We start from the raw sequence: 14,998 nt of genomic DNA on the forward strand, positions 1-14,998 counted from the left end.
ACTGCTCATGACCACCCAAACCATTCCACCCGCAAAATTGGACGTCAACACGCTTTCGCTTGACTCGGTCAGCCTGTGGCAGATCACCCGCAGACGGTTGTTCCGCCGCAAATCATCTGTTGTTGGCATGATCATTCTTGGCATTTTAATATTGATCGCAATCACTGCGCCATGGATCGCTCCCTACAGCCCAACGCTTTCCATGTTGGATGTAAAACCGGCGCAGGATATTCAAAAACGTTCCGCACCCTGTATCCATCTTTTGGGATGCCCGGCAGATCAACCAGAACACCTGATGGGCACAGATGGCAATCTGCGCGATGAATTCAGTCGTATGCTTTATGGCGCACGCTTGAGTTTAATCATCGGCCTTTCCACCGTCTCCTTTGCCATTGTGATCGGCACAATCCTCGGCGCGCTTGGCGGTTATTTCGGCGGCTGGATCGATAACATCATCATGCGCGTCATGGATGTTTTACTGGCCTTCCCATCCCTGCTTTTGGCCATCGCCATTGTGACCGTCATCGGCCCGGGACTGATCAACGCACTGCTTGCAATTGGTATTGTTTCCATTCCGGCTTATGCCCGCGTTGTGCGCGGCAGTGTGCTCTCCGTCCGCGAGATGGATTATGTCTCAGCTTCGCGCGCGCTCGGTGGAAATACTTATGAGATTCTCTTCAAGCGGATTTTGCCCAACGCATTGACTCCACTGATCGTGCAAGGCACGCTCGGCATTGCATCCGCAATTTTGGATGCCGCCGCGCTTTCCTTTCTCGGGTTGGGCGCGCAGCCGCCAACACCCGAATGGGGCGCCATGCTTGGTTCAGAACGCAATCAAGTATTTACTGCGCCACACCTTGTGTTTTACCCCGGTCTAGCAATCATGTTGACCGTACTCGCCTTCAACTTATTGGGCGATGGTTTACGCGATGCGCTTGACCCCAGACTCGCACACATGAGCTAATCTTAAATTGACAAACAAAAACGAACTCACCCATGAAATTAAGGTTTCGTGGGTGAGTTCGTTTTTAAGAGCAAATGAGACACAGATCGCTTCGCGCTGAAAACGCGGGTTTTTTGTCCTGTTCCGCGTCCATCCGCACTTGTCAGCGTCCCATTATTAATGTTTTAATGTCTTTTACACTCCAAACAACCCCCATGCCGCAAGTGCGCCAAATACGATGACCACCAATCCCATACCTACAACAACCTCTCTATATTCGCGTTGATCTACCAAATGCAGATCAGGCGAAATGCCTTCCACTGCCCAGCGCGGACTGGAGAACCACGCAAACATCGCACCGCCGAGCAGACCGCCGACATGTCCCCAGTTGTCGATGCCGGGAGTCAACCCGATAAATAAATTCACTGCGATAATAAAACCTGCATTCGTAATCGCCTGTTTCGCATGACTGCCAAATAATTCCCGGTTTTGATAAAAGAAGATCACTTCTGCCGCGATCAGCCCAAACACCGCAGTGGATGCGCCAACGGAATATCCATTTTCACCGGTCAACAGGAATGAGAAGACATTTCCTGAAAACGCGCCGAGAAAATATAACAGGGCGAATCGGCCATGTCCAAAATGTCTTTCCAGCAGCGTGCCAATTGATAGAAGCGCATACATATTAAAAAAGATATGCTGCGGGGAACCGTGCAAAAAAACGGGTGTTATGAAACGCCACAACTCCCCCATGCGAATTGCCTGATTAAATCGCGCACCGTAAATTTCAAGCCAGTCAATTTGATAAACAGCATAGCCATAAACAGCCACGCTTAATAATTGTAAAAGATATACAACCACAGTAAAACCAAGGATGGCATACGTCACCTTGGGGACGAGTTCTGGTAAAGCGACCTGAACTGTTTGAGAAACAGGAGCAGGTTCAAGGTCAGGCGGCGAAGCGGGGGTTTCGTTCACAAAGTCACCTTGCGTTGCTGTACCTTCAAATGTTCGGCAGAGATCACGGCGCGCACTTTGTCCACGGTGTCGTCGAGATGAAAATCCTCGTTGACGATCACATAATCAAAGGCTTCGATGCGCTGCAACTCTTTGCGCGCAGTGGCGATTCGCAGGGACAGTGAATCTGCGGTTTCGGTTTTGCGTTCGCGCAGACGGCGTTCCAATTCATCTTCGCCTTCGCAGGTGATGAAGATCAACAAGGACTCGACCGCGAGTTTCCGCACCGACTCTGCGCCCTGCACGTCGATGCGCATGACCACATCCTTGCCGCTCGCCAATGCTTCACGCACTTCAAATTTTGGAATCCCCTTGTAATCGCCATACACGATGGCATATTCGATCAATTCATTTTCCTCGATCATGCGCGCAAATTCATCCTTCGAGACAAACCAGTAATCCTTGCCATGCACTTCGTTTTCGCGGCGTGCACGGGTGGTGGCAGTGACAACAAAGTGGAAGGGAAGTCCGCGCTCTTTCATGCGCTGCACGACTGAATCTTTTCCAACACCTGAAGGGCCGGAGATGACAATGAGGAGCGGATTGGGCTTTACGAGATTGAATGTATTGGACATATCTTATTTTACCAAAGAGACCCGCGCATCTTTCCTGACTGTGAACTGATTCGCAGTAAAATAGATTTATGCCCACTTATGATTTTATCTGCAACAAATGCAACCAAAGATTTGACGCATTCCATACCTTCAGCGAATATGGCAAAAAAGCCGTGCATTGCACCCACTGCCAGAGTGACAACGTTCGCCGGCGCATGACCAAAGTGCGCATCGCCAAATCTGACTCAAGCCGCATGGAATCAGCGGCCGACGATTTCTCAGGCATGGACGGTATCGAAGACGACCCACGCGCCCTCGCAAAAATGATGCGCAAAATGGGCGGCGAAATGGGCGAAGAACTCCCCTCTGAATTCAATGATGTCGTAGACCGCCTCGAAGCCGGCCAAAGCCCCGAAGAAATCGAATCCGCAATCCCCGATCTTGGGCTGCCAGATACATCCAGCGGAGAAGAATAGATCAAACAAAAAAGGTCTCCATCTTTCCTGGAGACCTTTTTACTTCTCACTTCTCACTTTTTACTTTTCTACTCGCCACCTTCCCCTTCACTCTATCGAAATCCGATTCGCCCTGCCCACCAAAAACATCGCAGGCAAAAGCAGGAAACCCGAAGTTGCAATCGCCGCAACTACGGAAAATAATTTCGCGACCAACCCAACGCTCGGCCCGCCGCCGATCTGTCCAATCGCATCCACTTGTCCCGCCATCGAATGCACCGTAGCGCGGACATTTGAATCAAGTTTCTGATTCACCCATCCTGAATATAGCGGAGTACTCACAGCGCGGAAAATGTTGATAACGAGATACAGACCCAACGTTAAAGAAAGAAACGGTGAAACAGCAAAGCCGATCATCGCAACTGCAATGACACCCGTCACGATAAACATCGCACGCCCAATCGCCAGCGGACTCCCAGAGTCGACGCGTTTTTCAACAAAGCGAACCGCGAGTATGGTCAACAGTGCAGCAGCGATGCGCAGCACGGCAAAGAAAGCCACTTGATTGTTTCCAAAAATAACTGGCAAGTCAAATGTGTCGAGCAAATGCTTCACCCATAAACGATCAAAGCCTTCACTGTATAAGCCAAAGAATAAACCAACTCCAAGAATGGACATCAATCGCGGACGTGCGCGCACGGCTTTCAATCCCTCATTGAACGTGTGCCACATATGCTGCCACGTGTTGCGGTCTTCCTTTGGCGCGGGATGAAAGCCTGTTTCAGGCATGATAACGATCAACACCAACCCGATCGCGATCACACCAGTTGCGCCAAAAAGAATCGGCAATGCAACATTATTTGCTCCAATTAAAATCGCAAGTCCCATGCCAAACAACGAAGCGACAAGTCCCACCTGTGTGGCACGCATAAAAAGTTTATTGGCTGGCTCTTCACCAACCTCATCAGAGATCCAAGCCTGGGTCGCGCCGCTGGTGAATGTATAACCCAGTCCCCAGATCACTTGCGCGATCAAAATCGGCAGGAACATCGGGAAGAGTCCCTCCACCAGAAAGCCAACGCCCATCAACAAATAACCGATAATGATCGAAGTCCGCCGCGAGTACACATCCGCCACAATGCCGGTCGGCACTTCAAACAAAAACGCCGAAACCTCCAGCGTGGTCCCCACCAGCACAAGCTGCAAGGGAGTCAGCCCCGCCACCGTCGCTTCATAAAGCGACATGGTCACGAACATCATTGAGAAAAAAGCCGAAGCCGTAAACTCGATGAACAGATAAACCTTTGATGCATCTACTTTTAAATGATTAAACATGGTCACCTCTTAAATAAAAACTGACAGGCCAATGGTCAGCCTGCCAGCACGAAAACTCACTTATTTTGCAAGCTCGAAGTCTTGTTAAATTTTCAACAGTTGATTCAAACGCTTCAAACTTTCCTGCGGATCATTAAACAGGATGCCCTTCATACCGACTTTTTCACAAGCCTCAATATTAACCGGCATATGATCGACGAAGACCGCTTCCTCTGCCTTAACGTTGGCCTGCTTCAGCGCGAGTTCATAAATCCCAGCGGACGGTTTGACCACACCCACTTCCGCCGAGATGACCACGGTCTCAAACACATCGATCACGTTCTCTTTGGTAATGAATTCACGCAGTCCACTCCAGGCGTTGGAGATCAACCCGGTGTGGAATTTTCCGCGCCACGAGCGGATGGTCTCAACCAGGGAACGGTCGATCACATCGCCGCCGAAGAACATATCGCGAAAAGCCTGCATCTCAGATGCAGGCTGCTTAAATCTTTTCGCTATTTCGGCCCAATGCTTTTCTTCGGTGATCTCACCGATCGAAGCGCGCCGCGCCGAGTCACTGCCAAAGACGGCCTTGTCGATTTCATCATAGTCCATGTTGAAACGCTCGGCCAGTTTCTGGCGCGGTGACTGGTATTCGGTGCGCATGATGACACCGCCAAAATCAAAAAAAATTGCACGGATCGCCATGTCGCTTCGCGCCTACTTTTTCTTGGGCTTGGGGTCGGCGGTTTTGGTGGTCTTGGCGGCTGGCTTCTTCGCGGCTGGAGCTTTCGCAGCAGCGGGTTTCTTTGCCGCTTTTTCAGCAGGTTTCTTCACAGCTGCCTTTTTCTCAACTGCAGCTTTGGCGGTTTTTGAGATCGGCTCAGTTTTAAGAAATGCAGTGGATGGAACTTCCTCTTTTGGCGGATTTGCAGCCAGTTGTTTGGCGGCATCCTGCCAATTGGGGAAGAACAATTCCATTCGCTGACGCGAAATGGAGTTGGCGCGGCGGCAGCGCGGACAATGTGCATCATAGTGGTTCTGATGCTTTTCGTTCATCGTAATGATCGCGCCTAACATTTCGGCGCGGGGAAGAGTGAACGGGGTCTGACAATAGATACAACGCAGGTTCATAAAAGTATCCTTTCCTGGATAGCGGGTATGGATTGATTCTACACTGATTTGCCCCGCCATGCCGAACCAACTTCATATTATTTCAGATTTCGGCCCGGGCGGAGTTCTTTTTCGTAGGTGACAAATTCACTCGCAATATACATCCCAGCCCGCTGATACAGACGCGTGGCGCCCGTCGGGTTGGATGCATCGACGCCGAGACCAACGGTAGGGTTACCGAGTCGGTAAAATTCGCCAAAGGAATGCTGGAGCATGGCGAGGCCAAGTCCCTTTTTGCGCCACGGCCGGCGGACTCCCAACGAGCGGACCCAGCCAATTCCCATGCGAAAACGGTTCAAGGAGAAGCCGGCAATTTCATCCCCGTCCCAAGCGATTACCCAGAGTGAAGGGTCAAATTCCGGGTCGTCAAACCGGCTATGGACAAACTCTTCGTAGCTCGCATCGTGACTTCCCCAGTGGTCACGGAAGGCTTCGTTATTGGCCTGCCAGACGGCGATCGCGTGTTCATCCTTCACAAACGGACGCAGTTCGATGCCTTCCGGCCACGTCACCGCGGACGGCGCTTCGGGCAATTTAATTTCCATGCGCCAGTGATAACGGATCGAGGAATACCCTTCTGCTTGATGCAGGGCATGACCTTCAGCATCTTTATTGTCCATCGTGCTGCGGATAAAAACACGCAGATCAGGTTCAGCGAGAGGGATCTCTGCCAAAGCCCGCCCTCCTATTTTTCGCAATAACGATGTGCCAACACCAAGTCCCTTAAAGTCCGGGTGTACATATCCATCGGTCTGCAATTCAGCGTGGTCTTTTTCATTAAAGAATTCTTCAAAGCCAACGATGCGCCCGTCTTTTGTTTCGACGAGAAAAGCATCCGTCTCCAAATTAAAGCCGGCGGTCTCCCATTCGTTTTTCAGTTCGTCAGGTGTAATGGCTACAGATGTATCACCATCTGCTTCACACATCGTAGATCAACTGTGCCACAGCGTTGAGATCTGTCCATCGGACAGTCCGCAGGCTGAGTCTTGAGTCAAGATGCAGTTCTTTATTCATCATGATCTTTTTCCTTTCCGCTTTTTATTTATGCTTTTTGGTCGAGTGCGGATGTTTGTTCTTTGTTTGAATATGGATAAATGTGCGCTGGTCAAACCCTGAAAGGTGAAGTTGACCACGCAGCCATCTGCCGGCATCGAACGCCATGCCTTTCGGAGAAACATTTCCGATGGCAGGTTTGGTTATAGCCTTTGGGTCCACAGTACGTGCGGTTGTGGATACAGCCAAAGGATTTGGGTCAAGATTTATTTTTTGCATCATGGATTCGTCTCCATCCATTCTTCACGCAAAATGCCCATGTAGAACATATCCCAGCGTTTGCCGTTGCGCAGCAGCGCATTGCGCATCCGCCCTTCGTGACGGAACCCCGTCTTTTCATAAGAACGGATGGCACGCGGGTTGTACTCAAAAACATTGAGCGTCACACGGCGCAGATTTAACTCGGTAAAGGCAAAACGCAAAATGATCTTCATTGCGTCTGAGCCATAACCTTTGCTCCAATCGTTGCGATTGCCGATTCCAATTCCAACAAAGGCATCGCGCGGTGTCCAATTGTTCACAACGAAAAGGCCGATATCGCCAAGCAGACGGTCATCCTCCAGTGCGCGGATCGCAAAATACGGCGCGTTAGGAAGAGCCTCGCTAGTCTCCTTTTCAAAAAAACTTGAGATCGATTTTGCAGAACGCAGCGAGACCATACGCGCATCGAGAAAACGGGTGAATTCAGAATCCCGATTCCAAACGGCGTAGGCCTTGCCGAGTTCTTCATGATCCACAGCGGAAAGGCGCACAAGCTCACCTTTGAAGATGTCTTTCATCTCATGCTCCTTGCGCGGCAAGCCACTCTTCGCGCAGAATTCCCATCCACAGGCTGTCAAATCGCACACCGTCACGCAGACCTTCTCCGCGCATACGGCCTTCGAGTTTAAAGCCAACCTTTTCATAAGATTTCAACGCGCGTTCATTGTAGGCGTGCAGTCCAAGCGAAATACGGCGCAGATTCAATTCGATGAATCCATACTGCACAGCCAAACGCATCGCATCTGTGCCGTATCCTCTGCCCCAATAATCGCGCTCGCCGATCGAAATTCCCAGCCAGGCATCTGAATGAGTCCATGATGCGACCCATAAACCCACGCCGCCGATCAATGTATCATCGGCCAAAGTGCGGATGGAAAACCGAAACGACTTGGTATTATTTTCAGCGCGCTTTTCAAGAGTTTCCTTGATCTTTTTTTCAGACCACAACTGGGCCGGATCGCTATCTGCGAGACGATGCTGTTCTGTATCACGATCCCATTTGGAATAAGCCTTCGCCATCACTTCCGGCGAATCATCACACAGGCGGACAAGGGTTCCGCGATAAATATCTTTCATCGCATCCCCCTTAACCTTTTGCCTGCTCCCGCCATTCGGCATTTAACAAGCCGAAAGAGACGAGATCCCAAAGTTGACCATCGCGGTTCATGGCCTGGCGCCTGCGGATCTCCTCCACAAAACCGAACTTCTGGAAGAGATGGAGTGCGCCTTCGTTATAAGCGGGCACCACCGCAGTAACACGATAGAGATTCAATTCACTAAAGGCATATCGCAGCAACATGCTCAAGGCCTGCGAACCATAACCTTTACGGCGGTCTTCCGCTGCGCCAATGCCGAGGCGTAGAAAGCCGTTGCCGTTCGTCCAGTCGATCCACTCCACGAGCGCCTTGCCGATCAGCCGGTCATCTTCGCGGGCGCGGATGGTGAAGTAGAACAAATTCTTATCCTCGTCCATTTCCTTTTCGATGGCTTCGTATTGTTTCTTAACCATCGCAGGTGAAAGCGGACGGGCAGGTTTCAAGTCCAATAGACGCATGAATTCGGCGTCGTGCGTCCATTTGGATTCGATATCGGGATGCGTTTCGTGGTCAATCGGCCCAAAACGGACATCCTGTGCTTCGAATAACTGAGTTTGTATATCTAACATGATTTCCTCCAAAACAAAAAAAAACGGCCACAGGTCATTGACCCATAGCCGCCAGGGAGATATTAAATAAAAACGGCCACGGGTCCGCATGAGCGCCGTGGCCGTATGACAACAAATAAAAGTCTAACGGGAAACAGGCGCACTGCGAGTATCAAAATCAGCGTTGCTGACAAATGATGGAGCGATGTTTAACTTATTCATGATCATTGGCGTGCGCCTCCTTTTTTTTAGATTTGCTTTCTTCAAGCGACAACGAGTTTATCACGCATGGGAAAAACTCGTCAAGGAATTTTAACTTGCAATTAGTACTCAAGGGTCAGACCTGTTTTCCGCGCAGACAACAACTTGGTAGATATAACTCAAAAAAGAGGAAAATAAAATGGTTGCCTGGAAAACAGAAACTAACTTCAATCATGTGCAAACCGCCCTGATTATTTCAAAGGATGCAGAGATGATCTCTGTTTGGGAAACACTTTTTCAACAAAAGAATTGCCATGTGGTCAGTGAGGCCACACCACATAGCGCCCTGCAAACTGCACACCTGCTTGCCCCTTCACTGATCGTGCTTGAACTTGACCTGCCTCATGCCGAACTGCTCATTCTTTGTATGAAGCTTCGTTCCATGACACAAGGTACCTTATTACTGCTCGTCCCGAGAGGGAATGAACAGGAAATGATCCGGTACCATAACGCGGGCGCGGATGAGTGCATCAGCACTCCCATCAGCCCAATGGCCTTGCTGATCAAATCCATGGCATGGCTGATGCGGCAGGAATGGACTGCGCCTCAGGCACAGCCCACAAATATATATATTTAGATTCTCTACTCTGGTAGAGATGGGTATCACAAAAACGGCGGACAAGATGTCCGCCGTTTTTGTGTTTAGGGGTTGCCGGTCAAGATGCGGCCTGCCAGCAGACTGTCGAGTGTCTCTTGTGCGAGGCGAAGTCTTCCGGGGGTGAGCAGGCTTGGGTCCACATCTGCAAGCCCGAGCGGAGATTGAACGTTGATTCCGCCCTGCCCCGCGCTCAAAGTAGGCCAGGCCGTCTGAATCGCCTTGATCGTATCCGGGCTGATCGTCGCCACCCAGCCGCCAGGACGCGGCACCGGCATCGAGGTTCCGATCAACAGCACACCCTGTGTACCTACATAGGAAAGAAATTCATCATTCGCCACTGAGGAGTAAATATAAAGCGCATCCACATCGCGGTCATTGATCAACACATTGGCATAGGCGCCATAACTTGCAGTTTTTTCGTCTGCGGGAATTTCTATAAATTGGGGATAGCCGATCGGGTCAATATAAAAAGTGCGGCATAACCCGCAATAATATGTTTTTCCATTCACGAAAGCATTGTAGGCACGCTGGGCATCCCCGTTATCTTTAGGAATGACCATGCCGATATGGTATTCCTCCACCAGCATGGAAAGAATATATCCGGCGAGGAAGGCAGGCAATTCCACTTGAGAGTCTCCAGCCAGCACACTTAAATTTCCACCAGCCGTCAGGTTGGGAATATTCACTGCGAGAAATTGCACACCCGGAGCGGTTGGCGCAAGAGATACCAGACCGGGGTCGGGCGGAAAAACGATGACTACTTTTAAAGTGGGGTCGGTCAAGTCGGCAGATGTTAGCGCATTGCGCACCTGAAACCGAAAACCGGATTGCAGTGCAAGGTCATACACAGTCTTTTGATACAGATCAGATGAAGCCTTGTCCAACTCTGCGGGGAGAACCAGGATCGCCAGCGGGGTATCTGGTGTTGGGATCATGGTCGGCGGAGGCAGCGGCGTATGAGACGGCGCAACAGTAGGGGGCGCGATCTCAGTCGGTGAACCTCCGCCGCAGGCGCTTAGCATAGCGATACTTATTATCGCGAAGAAGAAATGTTTAACACGCAAGGTCATACTCCAGAAATTAAGGATATTCGAATAAGAGAATTATACTGCCTGATTTGGAGAAAGCTGACCGGCGGGAAATCGGAGCGATCTCACTTAAATACAAAGAGGCGCACAGTATTGTGCGCCTCTTGCAAACTTACATCGTTAATTGACTGAAATATTAATGCGCTTCGGCTTCGCAGATTCGGCCTTGGGCAGGTTCAAAGTCAACACGCCATCGGTGATCTTTGCTTCCACTTTATCGGCCTGAATCTCTGAGGGCAAACGCAGGGCACGGCGGAAGGAACCACGGGGAAGTTCGTTCAGTAAATATTCAGTATCAGCCGCCTGATACGCACCTTCGATACTGACTGTGTTCTCAAGTACTTGAATGTTCAGGTCTTCAGCTTTCAAACCGGGGACCAACGCAGAGAGCACGTAGGAATCCTCTTCTTCACGAATATTGACGCCCAAAGAAAACTGACGGGGTTGGGCTGCTGCAACTGCGCGGCGGGCCATACGACGGAATGGATAAGGTTGAATATAGAGTGTCATTTTTATCTCCTTGTTGTTTATCAATAACGCAATATTAAGTCCTGAATATAAGAAAAAATAACAACGGGTAGATTTTTTATAAGAAAAATTCATGGGTATAATCTTTGAATGCGTAAATACTTTTTTCCACTTGTGATCCTCGTTGCGCTCGCCGTTGCGGGGGCTATTTGTATTACACCCGGGACAGAGACTCAGCCCGCATGGCGCAAGTCTATAACTGGTTTCAGGATCAGTCTTCAAGACCCGATCTGATGATGACTTCGGGAGCGAGATGCGGCGACGCCCCATTCATTTTCCCCACGAACGGCTTGATCGGCTTTATCTGGGACGATTCTTTCCGCCCCGGTCACCGCCACTCCGGCCTCGATATTTTCGCCGGGACAGATATCGGCGTAACGCCCATTGTCGCGGCCTACCCTGGCTACCTCACCCGCCAAGCAGATTGGAAGTCCACGGTCATTATCCGCGTGCCTGAAGACCCATTGCAAACCGGGCGTCAGATCTGGGTGTATTACACCACATGGCAGACCCGCAGGGAAATTCATTTGTCTCACCGGCATTCCCAATGGGTACATCAGAAGTGTACGTGGAAGCCGGCACCTTCCTCGGGTATCAGGGAAATTACTCAGGCGACCCCAATGCTCCGGTTGGGATTCATTTACACATTTCCATTGTGGAAGATGATGGCTTCGGTAATTTCAAAAACGAACTGGATATCAACAACACCTACGACCCTACGCCTTATTTCGGTTTGCCTTTGAACGCAAACGTGAACTCAGATGCAATTCCCTATTGTGAGTAATTAGTAATATTACGGAGTCAATCAGCAAGCTGATTGAGGGAATTAAAGGAATAAATATGGACTTAAAAAACAAGGTTGTACTTATCACCGGCGCAGGGAAAGGCGCCGGGCGGACACTGGCACTGGCACTTGCGCAACGCGGCGCACGAGTGGCCGTGAACGACATCTCGCCCATTAACGTGGAGGAAGTTGCGGCGGAAATCATCGCCAACAGCGGAGAAGCCAAAGCCTACGTTGAAGATATTGCCAAAAAAGTCGGCGTGCAATATCTGGTAAAAGGTGTCGAGGATGATTTCGGCGTGATTGACATTCTCATTACTCACGCATCGGTGGAACCGCACACACCTTTGCTCAAGATGGATGAATGGGACTGGCACCGCACTTTGGATGTAAATCTAACCGGCGTGTTTCTGACTGTGCAATCTGTAGGGCGCATGATGCGGGAACAAGGTCACGGGGCGATCATTAATATCGTAGCAGGAGCAGGCGAAGGGTCGATAAAAGATGCGGGGGCTTATTTATCCAGTAAGGCCGGAGCGGCGATGTTATCCCGTCAGGCAGATGTTGAGTTGAGTCCGCATGGCGTTCGTGTGTACGCGGTTGAAAATTCAACAGACGTGGTGAATGATGTATTATCCATTTTGGAGGCACAATGAAGGAACTGCTTGAGTACCGTGTAAAACTGCTCGAAAGATTAAGAGAAGCAGCGCAGGAATTTCGCGCCGCATGTGAAGCGGCCGGTGACCCCGCCGCAAAAGTGGACGGCGACTGGACCGTGCAGCAGATCGCCGCGCACACCCGTGACGTGAGCAGATTTGTATACGGCGCGCGCGTGCATCAAACCATCCTTGAAGAGAATCCGTCTTTCAAAAATTTTGATGCCGATAAATGGATGCTTGAACATTATGATGCACAGGAATCATTGAGCACAATTTTGAGTGAATTCACAACCTATGTGGAAGAGTTGTGCGTGATGCTTGAAAGCCAACCGCGTGAGGCGTGGTCACGAGTCAGCCGGCATGAGATCGTGGGCGGCGGGCTGACCATGCAGCTTTGGGTGGAGCGTAACCTGGCGCACATTGAAGAACATTTGCTTGCCTTGAAAAAGATGAAAAATAAGTGAATTTCGCCCGTTTTCTGCGTATTTCGGTGTAAAATAGCACAATGAAAAAGCAACGAATTATCCTTGTAGACGATCACGAAGTGGTGCGGCTCGGCTTGAAATCCCTGCTGGAGCGCCACCCTCAGTTTGAAGTGGCAGGGGAAGCAGGTTCGGCGCGTGAAGCGCTCGAACAGGTTGCCTCCCTGAAACCCGATGTTGTCGTGATGGATATTCGCCTTCCGGGCACATCAGGGATTGAAGCCTGCGAGCAGATCGTCAATCAATACCCGAATACAAAAGTGATCATGCTCACTTCCTACGCTGAAGATGAAATGTTGTTCTCCGCCATTCGCGCGGGAGCATCAGGATACATTCTCAAGCAGATCGGAAGCGAAGACCTGGTCAAGGCAATCGAATCTGTGGGACGCGGCGAAGCATTACTTGACCCTGCCGTGACCCAGCGCGTATTCCAGGAAGTGCGGCGCGCGGTGAAGGAAGAGGAAGCCTCAGCCTTTGCCCATTTGAGTCAACAGGAAAAGCATGTGCTGCTGTTGGTTTCAGAAGGCAAGACCAACCGCGAGATCGCGAAGAATTTATTCCTTGGCGAAGGCACCGTGCGCAATTATGTTTCAAGCATTCTCTCGAAGTTGAGCGTCAACAATCGCGCCGAAGCAGCCTACGCTGTGGAACACAGCCTGAGAGAATATATTTCAACCTAAACTTTTTATTTCAAAAACGGAGACACAGCACACAGAGCAGATCAACTCAGTGAAAATGTGTCTCCGTTTTTTATTTAAGAGAAATCCATGTTCCCATTCATCACACTTACCGACGGCACGATCAACCTGCGTCCATTTGAATTTGGCGAAGAAAACACCCTGCATCTCGCAGTTCAGGAATCCCTGCCTGAATTGGAACCGTGGATGTCGTGGGCCAACGAAAGTTACACCAGCGAAACCGCGCTTAATTTCATTGCCCTCACCCGCACCTACTGGTCAAACGGATCGTTATATGCATTCGCCATCGCCGACGCAAAAACAGGCGAGTTTCTGGGCGGGTGCAGTTTAAGTCACATTCACCCGATTTATCATTTCTGTAACCTGGGATATTGGGTGCGCACGTCACGCCACGGAGAGGGCATCGCCGGGCGGGCTGCGAAACTGGCCGCGCGTTTTGCATTCGAACGGCTTAACCTGATCCGCGCTGAGATCGTCATTGCAATTGGGAACGAACCCAGCAAACGTGTTGCAGAAAAAGCGGGCGCACATTACGAGGGGATATTATTAAACCGGATGGTGGTGGGCACTCGTTTTTTCGACGCCCACATGTTCTCGCTTCTCCCCTCAGACTTTGAGCTGGTCGCCCGACTATAAGCAAAAGTGACCGCAGACAGTAGACCACAGACCATCGCCTTCTACAGTTATTTACATTCAGGAATTTAAATTTATAATGACCATCATGACTCAATCCACATCATCTCTGCTCTTCCTCGGTAAAGCCGAAGACCCCGATTGCGCGCGCGCATTGGAATATTGTCAACAGCATTTTCTCCATGTGACATACTGCCTCGGCAAGTGGGGCGACCCACTGCCCGAAGACATTCGCAACTGGGAAGGTGATTACATCATCTCGTATCTTTCGCGCTGGGTGGTGCCTGAATCATTATTGAATCGCGCAAAGATTGCGGCCATTAACTTCCATCCGGCTTCGCCTGAATATCCCGGCATTGGCTGTAATAATTTTGCCTTGTACGAAGACGCCAAAGAATACGGTTCGACCTGTCATCACATGGCCGGCAAAGTGGATACAGGCAGGATCATCAAGGTCAGGCGTTTCCCAGTCCACCCGGAAGACGGCGTGGAAGAAATCCTCCAGCGGACTTATGAGAATCAAATGGCGTTATTCTTTGAAATTGCAGAACTCATGGCCGCAGGAAAAGAACTCCCCGTCTCTACAGAAATATGGACCCGTCCGCCTTTTTCACGCAAACAATTTGACGAACTATTTAGAATCACCCCAGACATGAGCGCAGACGAAGTGCGAAGAAGAGTCCGCGCGATTAGTTATAAACAATGGCAGCCGTATGTGGAAATCCACGGGTATCGGTTTGAGTATGTGGGCGGGAAGTGAGAAGAGGGAAGTAATAGTAGTAATAAGTAATAAGTAAAAAAAGAGCGCGGACATTCGTCCACGCTCTTTTTCATCCTTCATCCTTCATAATT

The 14,998-nt window shown here is 50.3% G+C and carries 22 protein-coding genes; 9 read left to right on the forward strand and 13 right to left on the reverse strand.

Annotated features, from left to right (window positions below; translation table 11 throughout):
- Positions 1 to 7: 7 nt before the first annotated feature.
- Entirely contained in the window at positions 8 to 964 is a 957-nt protein-coding gene (locus tag IPL71_RS24250) for an ABC transporter permease (protein WP_345326126.1), read from the forward strand.
- A gap of 174 nt (positions 965 to 1,138) precedes the next feature.
- Here IPL71_RS24250 and IPL71_RS24255 read toward each other — a convergent pair whose 3' ends face one another.
- Positions 1,139 to 1,921, reverse strand: a complete 783-nt coding sequence (locus IPL71_RS24255) for a rhomboid family intramembrane serine protease (RefSeq protein ID WP_345326128.1) — start codon at positions 1,919 to 1,921, stop codon at positions 1,139 to 1,141.
- Positions 1,918 to 2,535 carry a guanylate kinase gene (locus IPL71_RS24260; RefSeq protein ID WP_345326130.1) on the reverse strand — a complete coding sequence of 206 codons (618 nt, stop codon included), beginning with the start codon at positions 2,533 to 2,535 and terminating at the stop codon, positions 1,918 to 1,920. Before IPL71_RS24260 ends, IPL71_RS24255 begins: the two co-directional genes overlap by 4 nt.
- 68 nt (positions 2,536 to 2,603) lie before the next feature.
- Here IPL71_RS24260 and IPL71_RS24265 point away from each other — a divergent pair, with 68 nt between their 5' ends.
- Positions 2,604 to 2,990, forward strand: a complete 387-nt coding sequence (locus tag IPL71_RS24265; protein WP_345326132.1) for an FmdB family zinc ribbon protein — start codon at positions 2,604 to 2,606, stop codon at positions 2,988 to 2,990.
- An 87-nt stretch (positions 2,991 to 3,077) separates the two neighbouring features.
- Here IPL71_RS24265 and IPL71_RS24270 read toward each other — a convergent pair whose 3' ends face one another.
- The 8 genes from IPL71_RS24270 to IPL71_RS24305 form a co-directional block, all read right to left on the reverse strand.
- Positions 3,078 to 4,304: an MFS transporter gene (locus tag IPL71_RS24270; RefSeq protein ID WP_345326134.1), complete on the reverse strand. Its 1,227-nt coding sequence runs from the start codon at positions 4,302 to 4,304 to the stop codon at positions 3,078 to 3,080.
- Between the two features lie 84 nt (positions 4,305 to 4,388).
- Positions 4,389 to 4,991: an HAD family hydrolase gene (locus IPL71_RS24275; protein ID WP_345326136.1), complete on the reverse strand. Its 603-nt coding sequence runs from the start codon at positions 4,989 to 4,991 to the stop codon at positions 4,389 to 4,391.
- Between the two features lie 12 nt (positions 4,992 to 5,003).
- A complete protein-coding gene (locus IPL71_RS24280; protein ID WP_345326137.1) occupies positions 5,004 to 5,417 on the reverse strand; it encodes a hypothetical protein in 414 nt (137 codons plus the stop codon).
- Positions 5,418 to 5,494: 77 nt separating this feature from the next.
- Positions 5,495 to 6,382: a GNAT family N-acetyltransferase gene (locus IPL71_RS24285; RefSeq protein WP_345326139.1), complete on the reverse strand. Its 888-nt coding sequence runs from the start codon at positions 6,380 to 6,382 to the stop codon at positions 5,495 to 5,497.
- 112 nt (positions 6,383 to 6,494) lie between these two features.
- Positions 6,495 to 6,731, reverse strand: a complete 237-nt coding sequence (locus IPL71_RS24290) for a hypothetical protein (protein ID WP_345326141.1) — start codon at positions 6,729 to 6,731, stop codon at positions 6,495 to 6,497.
- Positions 6,728 to 7,288 (reverse strand): GNAT family N-acetyltransferase, encoded by a 561-nt coding sequence (locus IPL71_RS24295; protein ID WP_345326142.1) that lies wholly within the window; start codon positions 7,286 to 7,288, stop codon positions 6,728 to 6,730. The genes IPL71_RS24290 and IPL71_RS24295 overlap by 4 nt, the downstream gene beginning before the upstream one ends.
- A gap of 1 nt (position 7,289) precedes the next feature.
- On the reverse strand, positions 7,290 to 7,847 hold the full coding sequence (locus tag IPL71_RS24300; protein ID WP_345326144.1) for a GNAT family N-acetyltransferase: 558 nt from the start codon (positions 7,845 to 7,847) through the stop codon (positions 7,290 to 7,292).
- 10 nt (positions 7,848 to 7,857) lie between these two features.
- Positions 7,858 to 8,436, reverse strand: coding sequence for a GNAT family N-acetyltransferase (locus IPL71_RS24305; RefSeq protein WP_345326146.1), 579 nt, complete (start codon positions 8,434 to 8,436; stop codon positions 7,858 to 7,860).
- Positions 8,437 to 8,815: 379 nt separating this feature from the next.
- Here IPL71_RS24305 and IPL71_RS24310 point away from each other — a divergent pair, with 379 nt between their 5' ends.
- The gene (locus tag IPL71_RS24310; RefSeq protein ID WP_345326148.1) at positions 8,816 to 9,253 is read left to right on the forward strand and encodes a response regulator; all 438 of its coding nucleotides are present in this window, start codon (positions 8,816 to 8,818) and stop codon (positions 9,251 to 9,253) included.
- 65 nt (positions 9,254 to 9,318) lie between these two features.
- On the opposite strand, the gene IPL71_RS24315 is transcribed toward IPL71_RS24310, so the two are convergent.
- The 3 genes from IPL71_RS24315 to IPL71_RS24325 all read right to left on the reverse strand — a co-directional run bounded on the left by IPL71_RS24315 (position 9,319) and on the right by IPL71_RS24325 (position 11,417).
- On the reverse strand, positions 9,319 to 10,338 hold the full coding sequence (locus tag IPL71_RS24315; protein ID WP_345326150.1) for a type 1 periplasmic-binding domain-containing protein: 1,020 nt from the start codon (positions 10,336 to 10,338) through the stop codon (positions 9,319 to 9,321).
- A 144-nt stretch (positions 10,339 to 10,482) separates the two neighbouring features.
- A complete protein-coding gene (locus IPL71_RS24320; RefSeq protein WP_345326152.1) occupies positions 10,483 to 10,872 on the reverse strand; it encodes an Hsp20/alpha crystallin family protein in 390 nt (129 codons plus the stop codon).
- 236 nt (positions 10,873 to 11,108) lie between these two features.
- On the reverse strand, positions 11,109 to 11,417 hold the full coding sequence (locus IPL71_RS24325; RefSeq protein WP_345326154.1) for a hypothetical protein: 309 nt from the start codon (positions 11,415 to 11,417) through the stop codon (positions 11,109 to 11,111).
- A 20-nt stretch (positions 11,418 to 11,437) separates the two neighbouring features.
- Between IPL71_RS24325 and IPL71_RS24330 the strand changes: the two genes are divergently transcribed.
- The 6 genes from IPL71_RS24330 (at position 11,438) to IPL71_RS24355 (ending at position 14,906) form a co-directional block, all read left to right on the forward strand.
- The gene (locus tag IPL71_RS24330) at positions 11,438 to 11,674 is read left to right on the forward strand and encodes a hypothetical protein (protein ID WP_345326156.1); all 237 of its coding nucleotides are present in this window, start codon (positions 11,438 to 11,440) and stop codon (positions 11,672 to 11,674) included.
- A 56-nt stretch (positions 11,675 to 11,730) separates the two neighbouring features.
- A complete protein-coding gene (locus IPL71_RS24335; RefSeq protein WP_345326158.1) occupies positions 11,731 to 12,330 on the forward strand; it encodes an SDR family NAD(P)-dependent oxidoreductase in 600 nt (199 codons plus the stop codon).
- The gene (locus tag IPL71_RS24340) at positions 12,327 to 12,797 is read left to right on the forward strand and encodes a DinB family protein (RefSeq protein WP_345326160.1); all 471 of its coding nucleotides are present in this window, start codon (positions 12,327 to 12,329) and stop codon (positions 12,795 to 12,797) included. The genes IPL71_RS24335 and IPL71_RS24340 overlap by 4 nt, the downstream gene beginning before the upstream one ends.
- A 41-nt stretch (positions 12,798 to 12,838) precedes the next feature.
- Positions 12,839 to 13,495, forward strand: coding sequence for a response regulator transcription factor (locus tag IPL71_RS24345; protein ID WP_345326162.1), 657 nt, complete (start codon positions 12,839 to 12,841; stop codon positions 13,493 to 13,495).
- Between the two features lie 87 nt (positions 13,496 to 13,582).
- Positions 13,583 to 14,149 (forward strand): GNAT family N-acetyltransferase, encoded by a 567-nt coding sequence (locus IPL71_RS24350; RefSeq protein ID WP_345326164.1) that lies wholly within the window; start codon positions 13,583 to 13,585, stop codon positions 14,147 to 14,149.
- A gap of 76 nt (positions 14,150 to 14,225) precedes the next feature.
- On the forward strand, positions 14,226 to 14,906 hold the full coding sequence (locus IPL71_RS24355) for a formyltransferase family protein (RefSeq protein WP_345326166.1): 681 nt from the start codon (positions 14,226 to 14,228) through the stop codon (positions 14,904 to 14,906).
- Positions 14,907 to 14,998: the final 92 nt, after the last annotated feature.

The organism is Candidatus Villigracilis proximus (assembly GCF_016717045.1).
Taxonomy (GTDB): domain Bacteria; phylum Chloroflexota; class Anaerolineae; order Anaerolineales; family Villigracilaceae; genus Villigracilis; species Villigracilis proximus.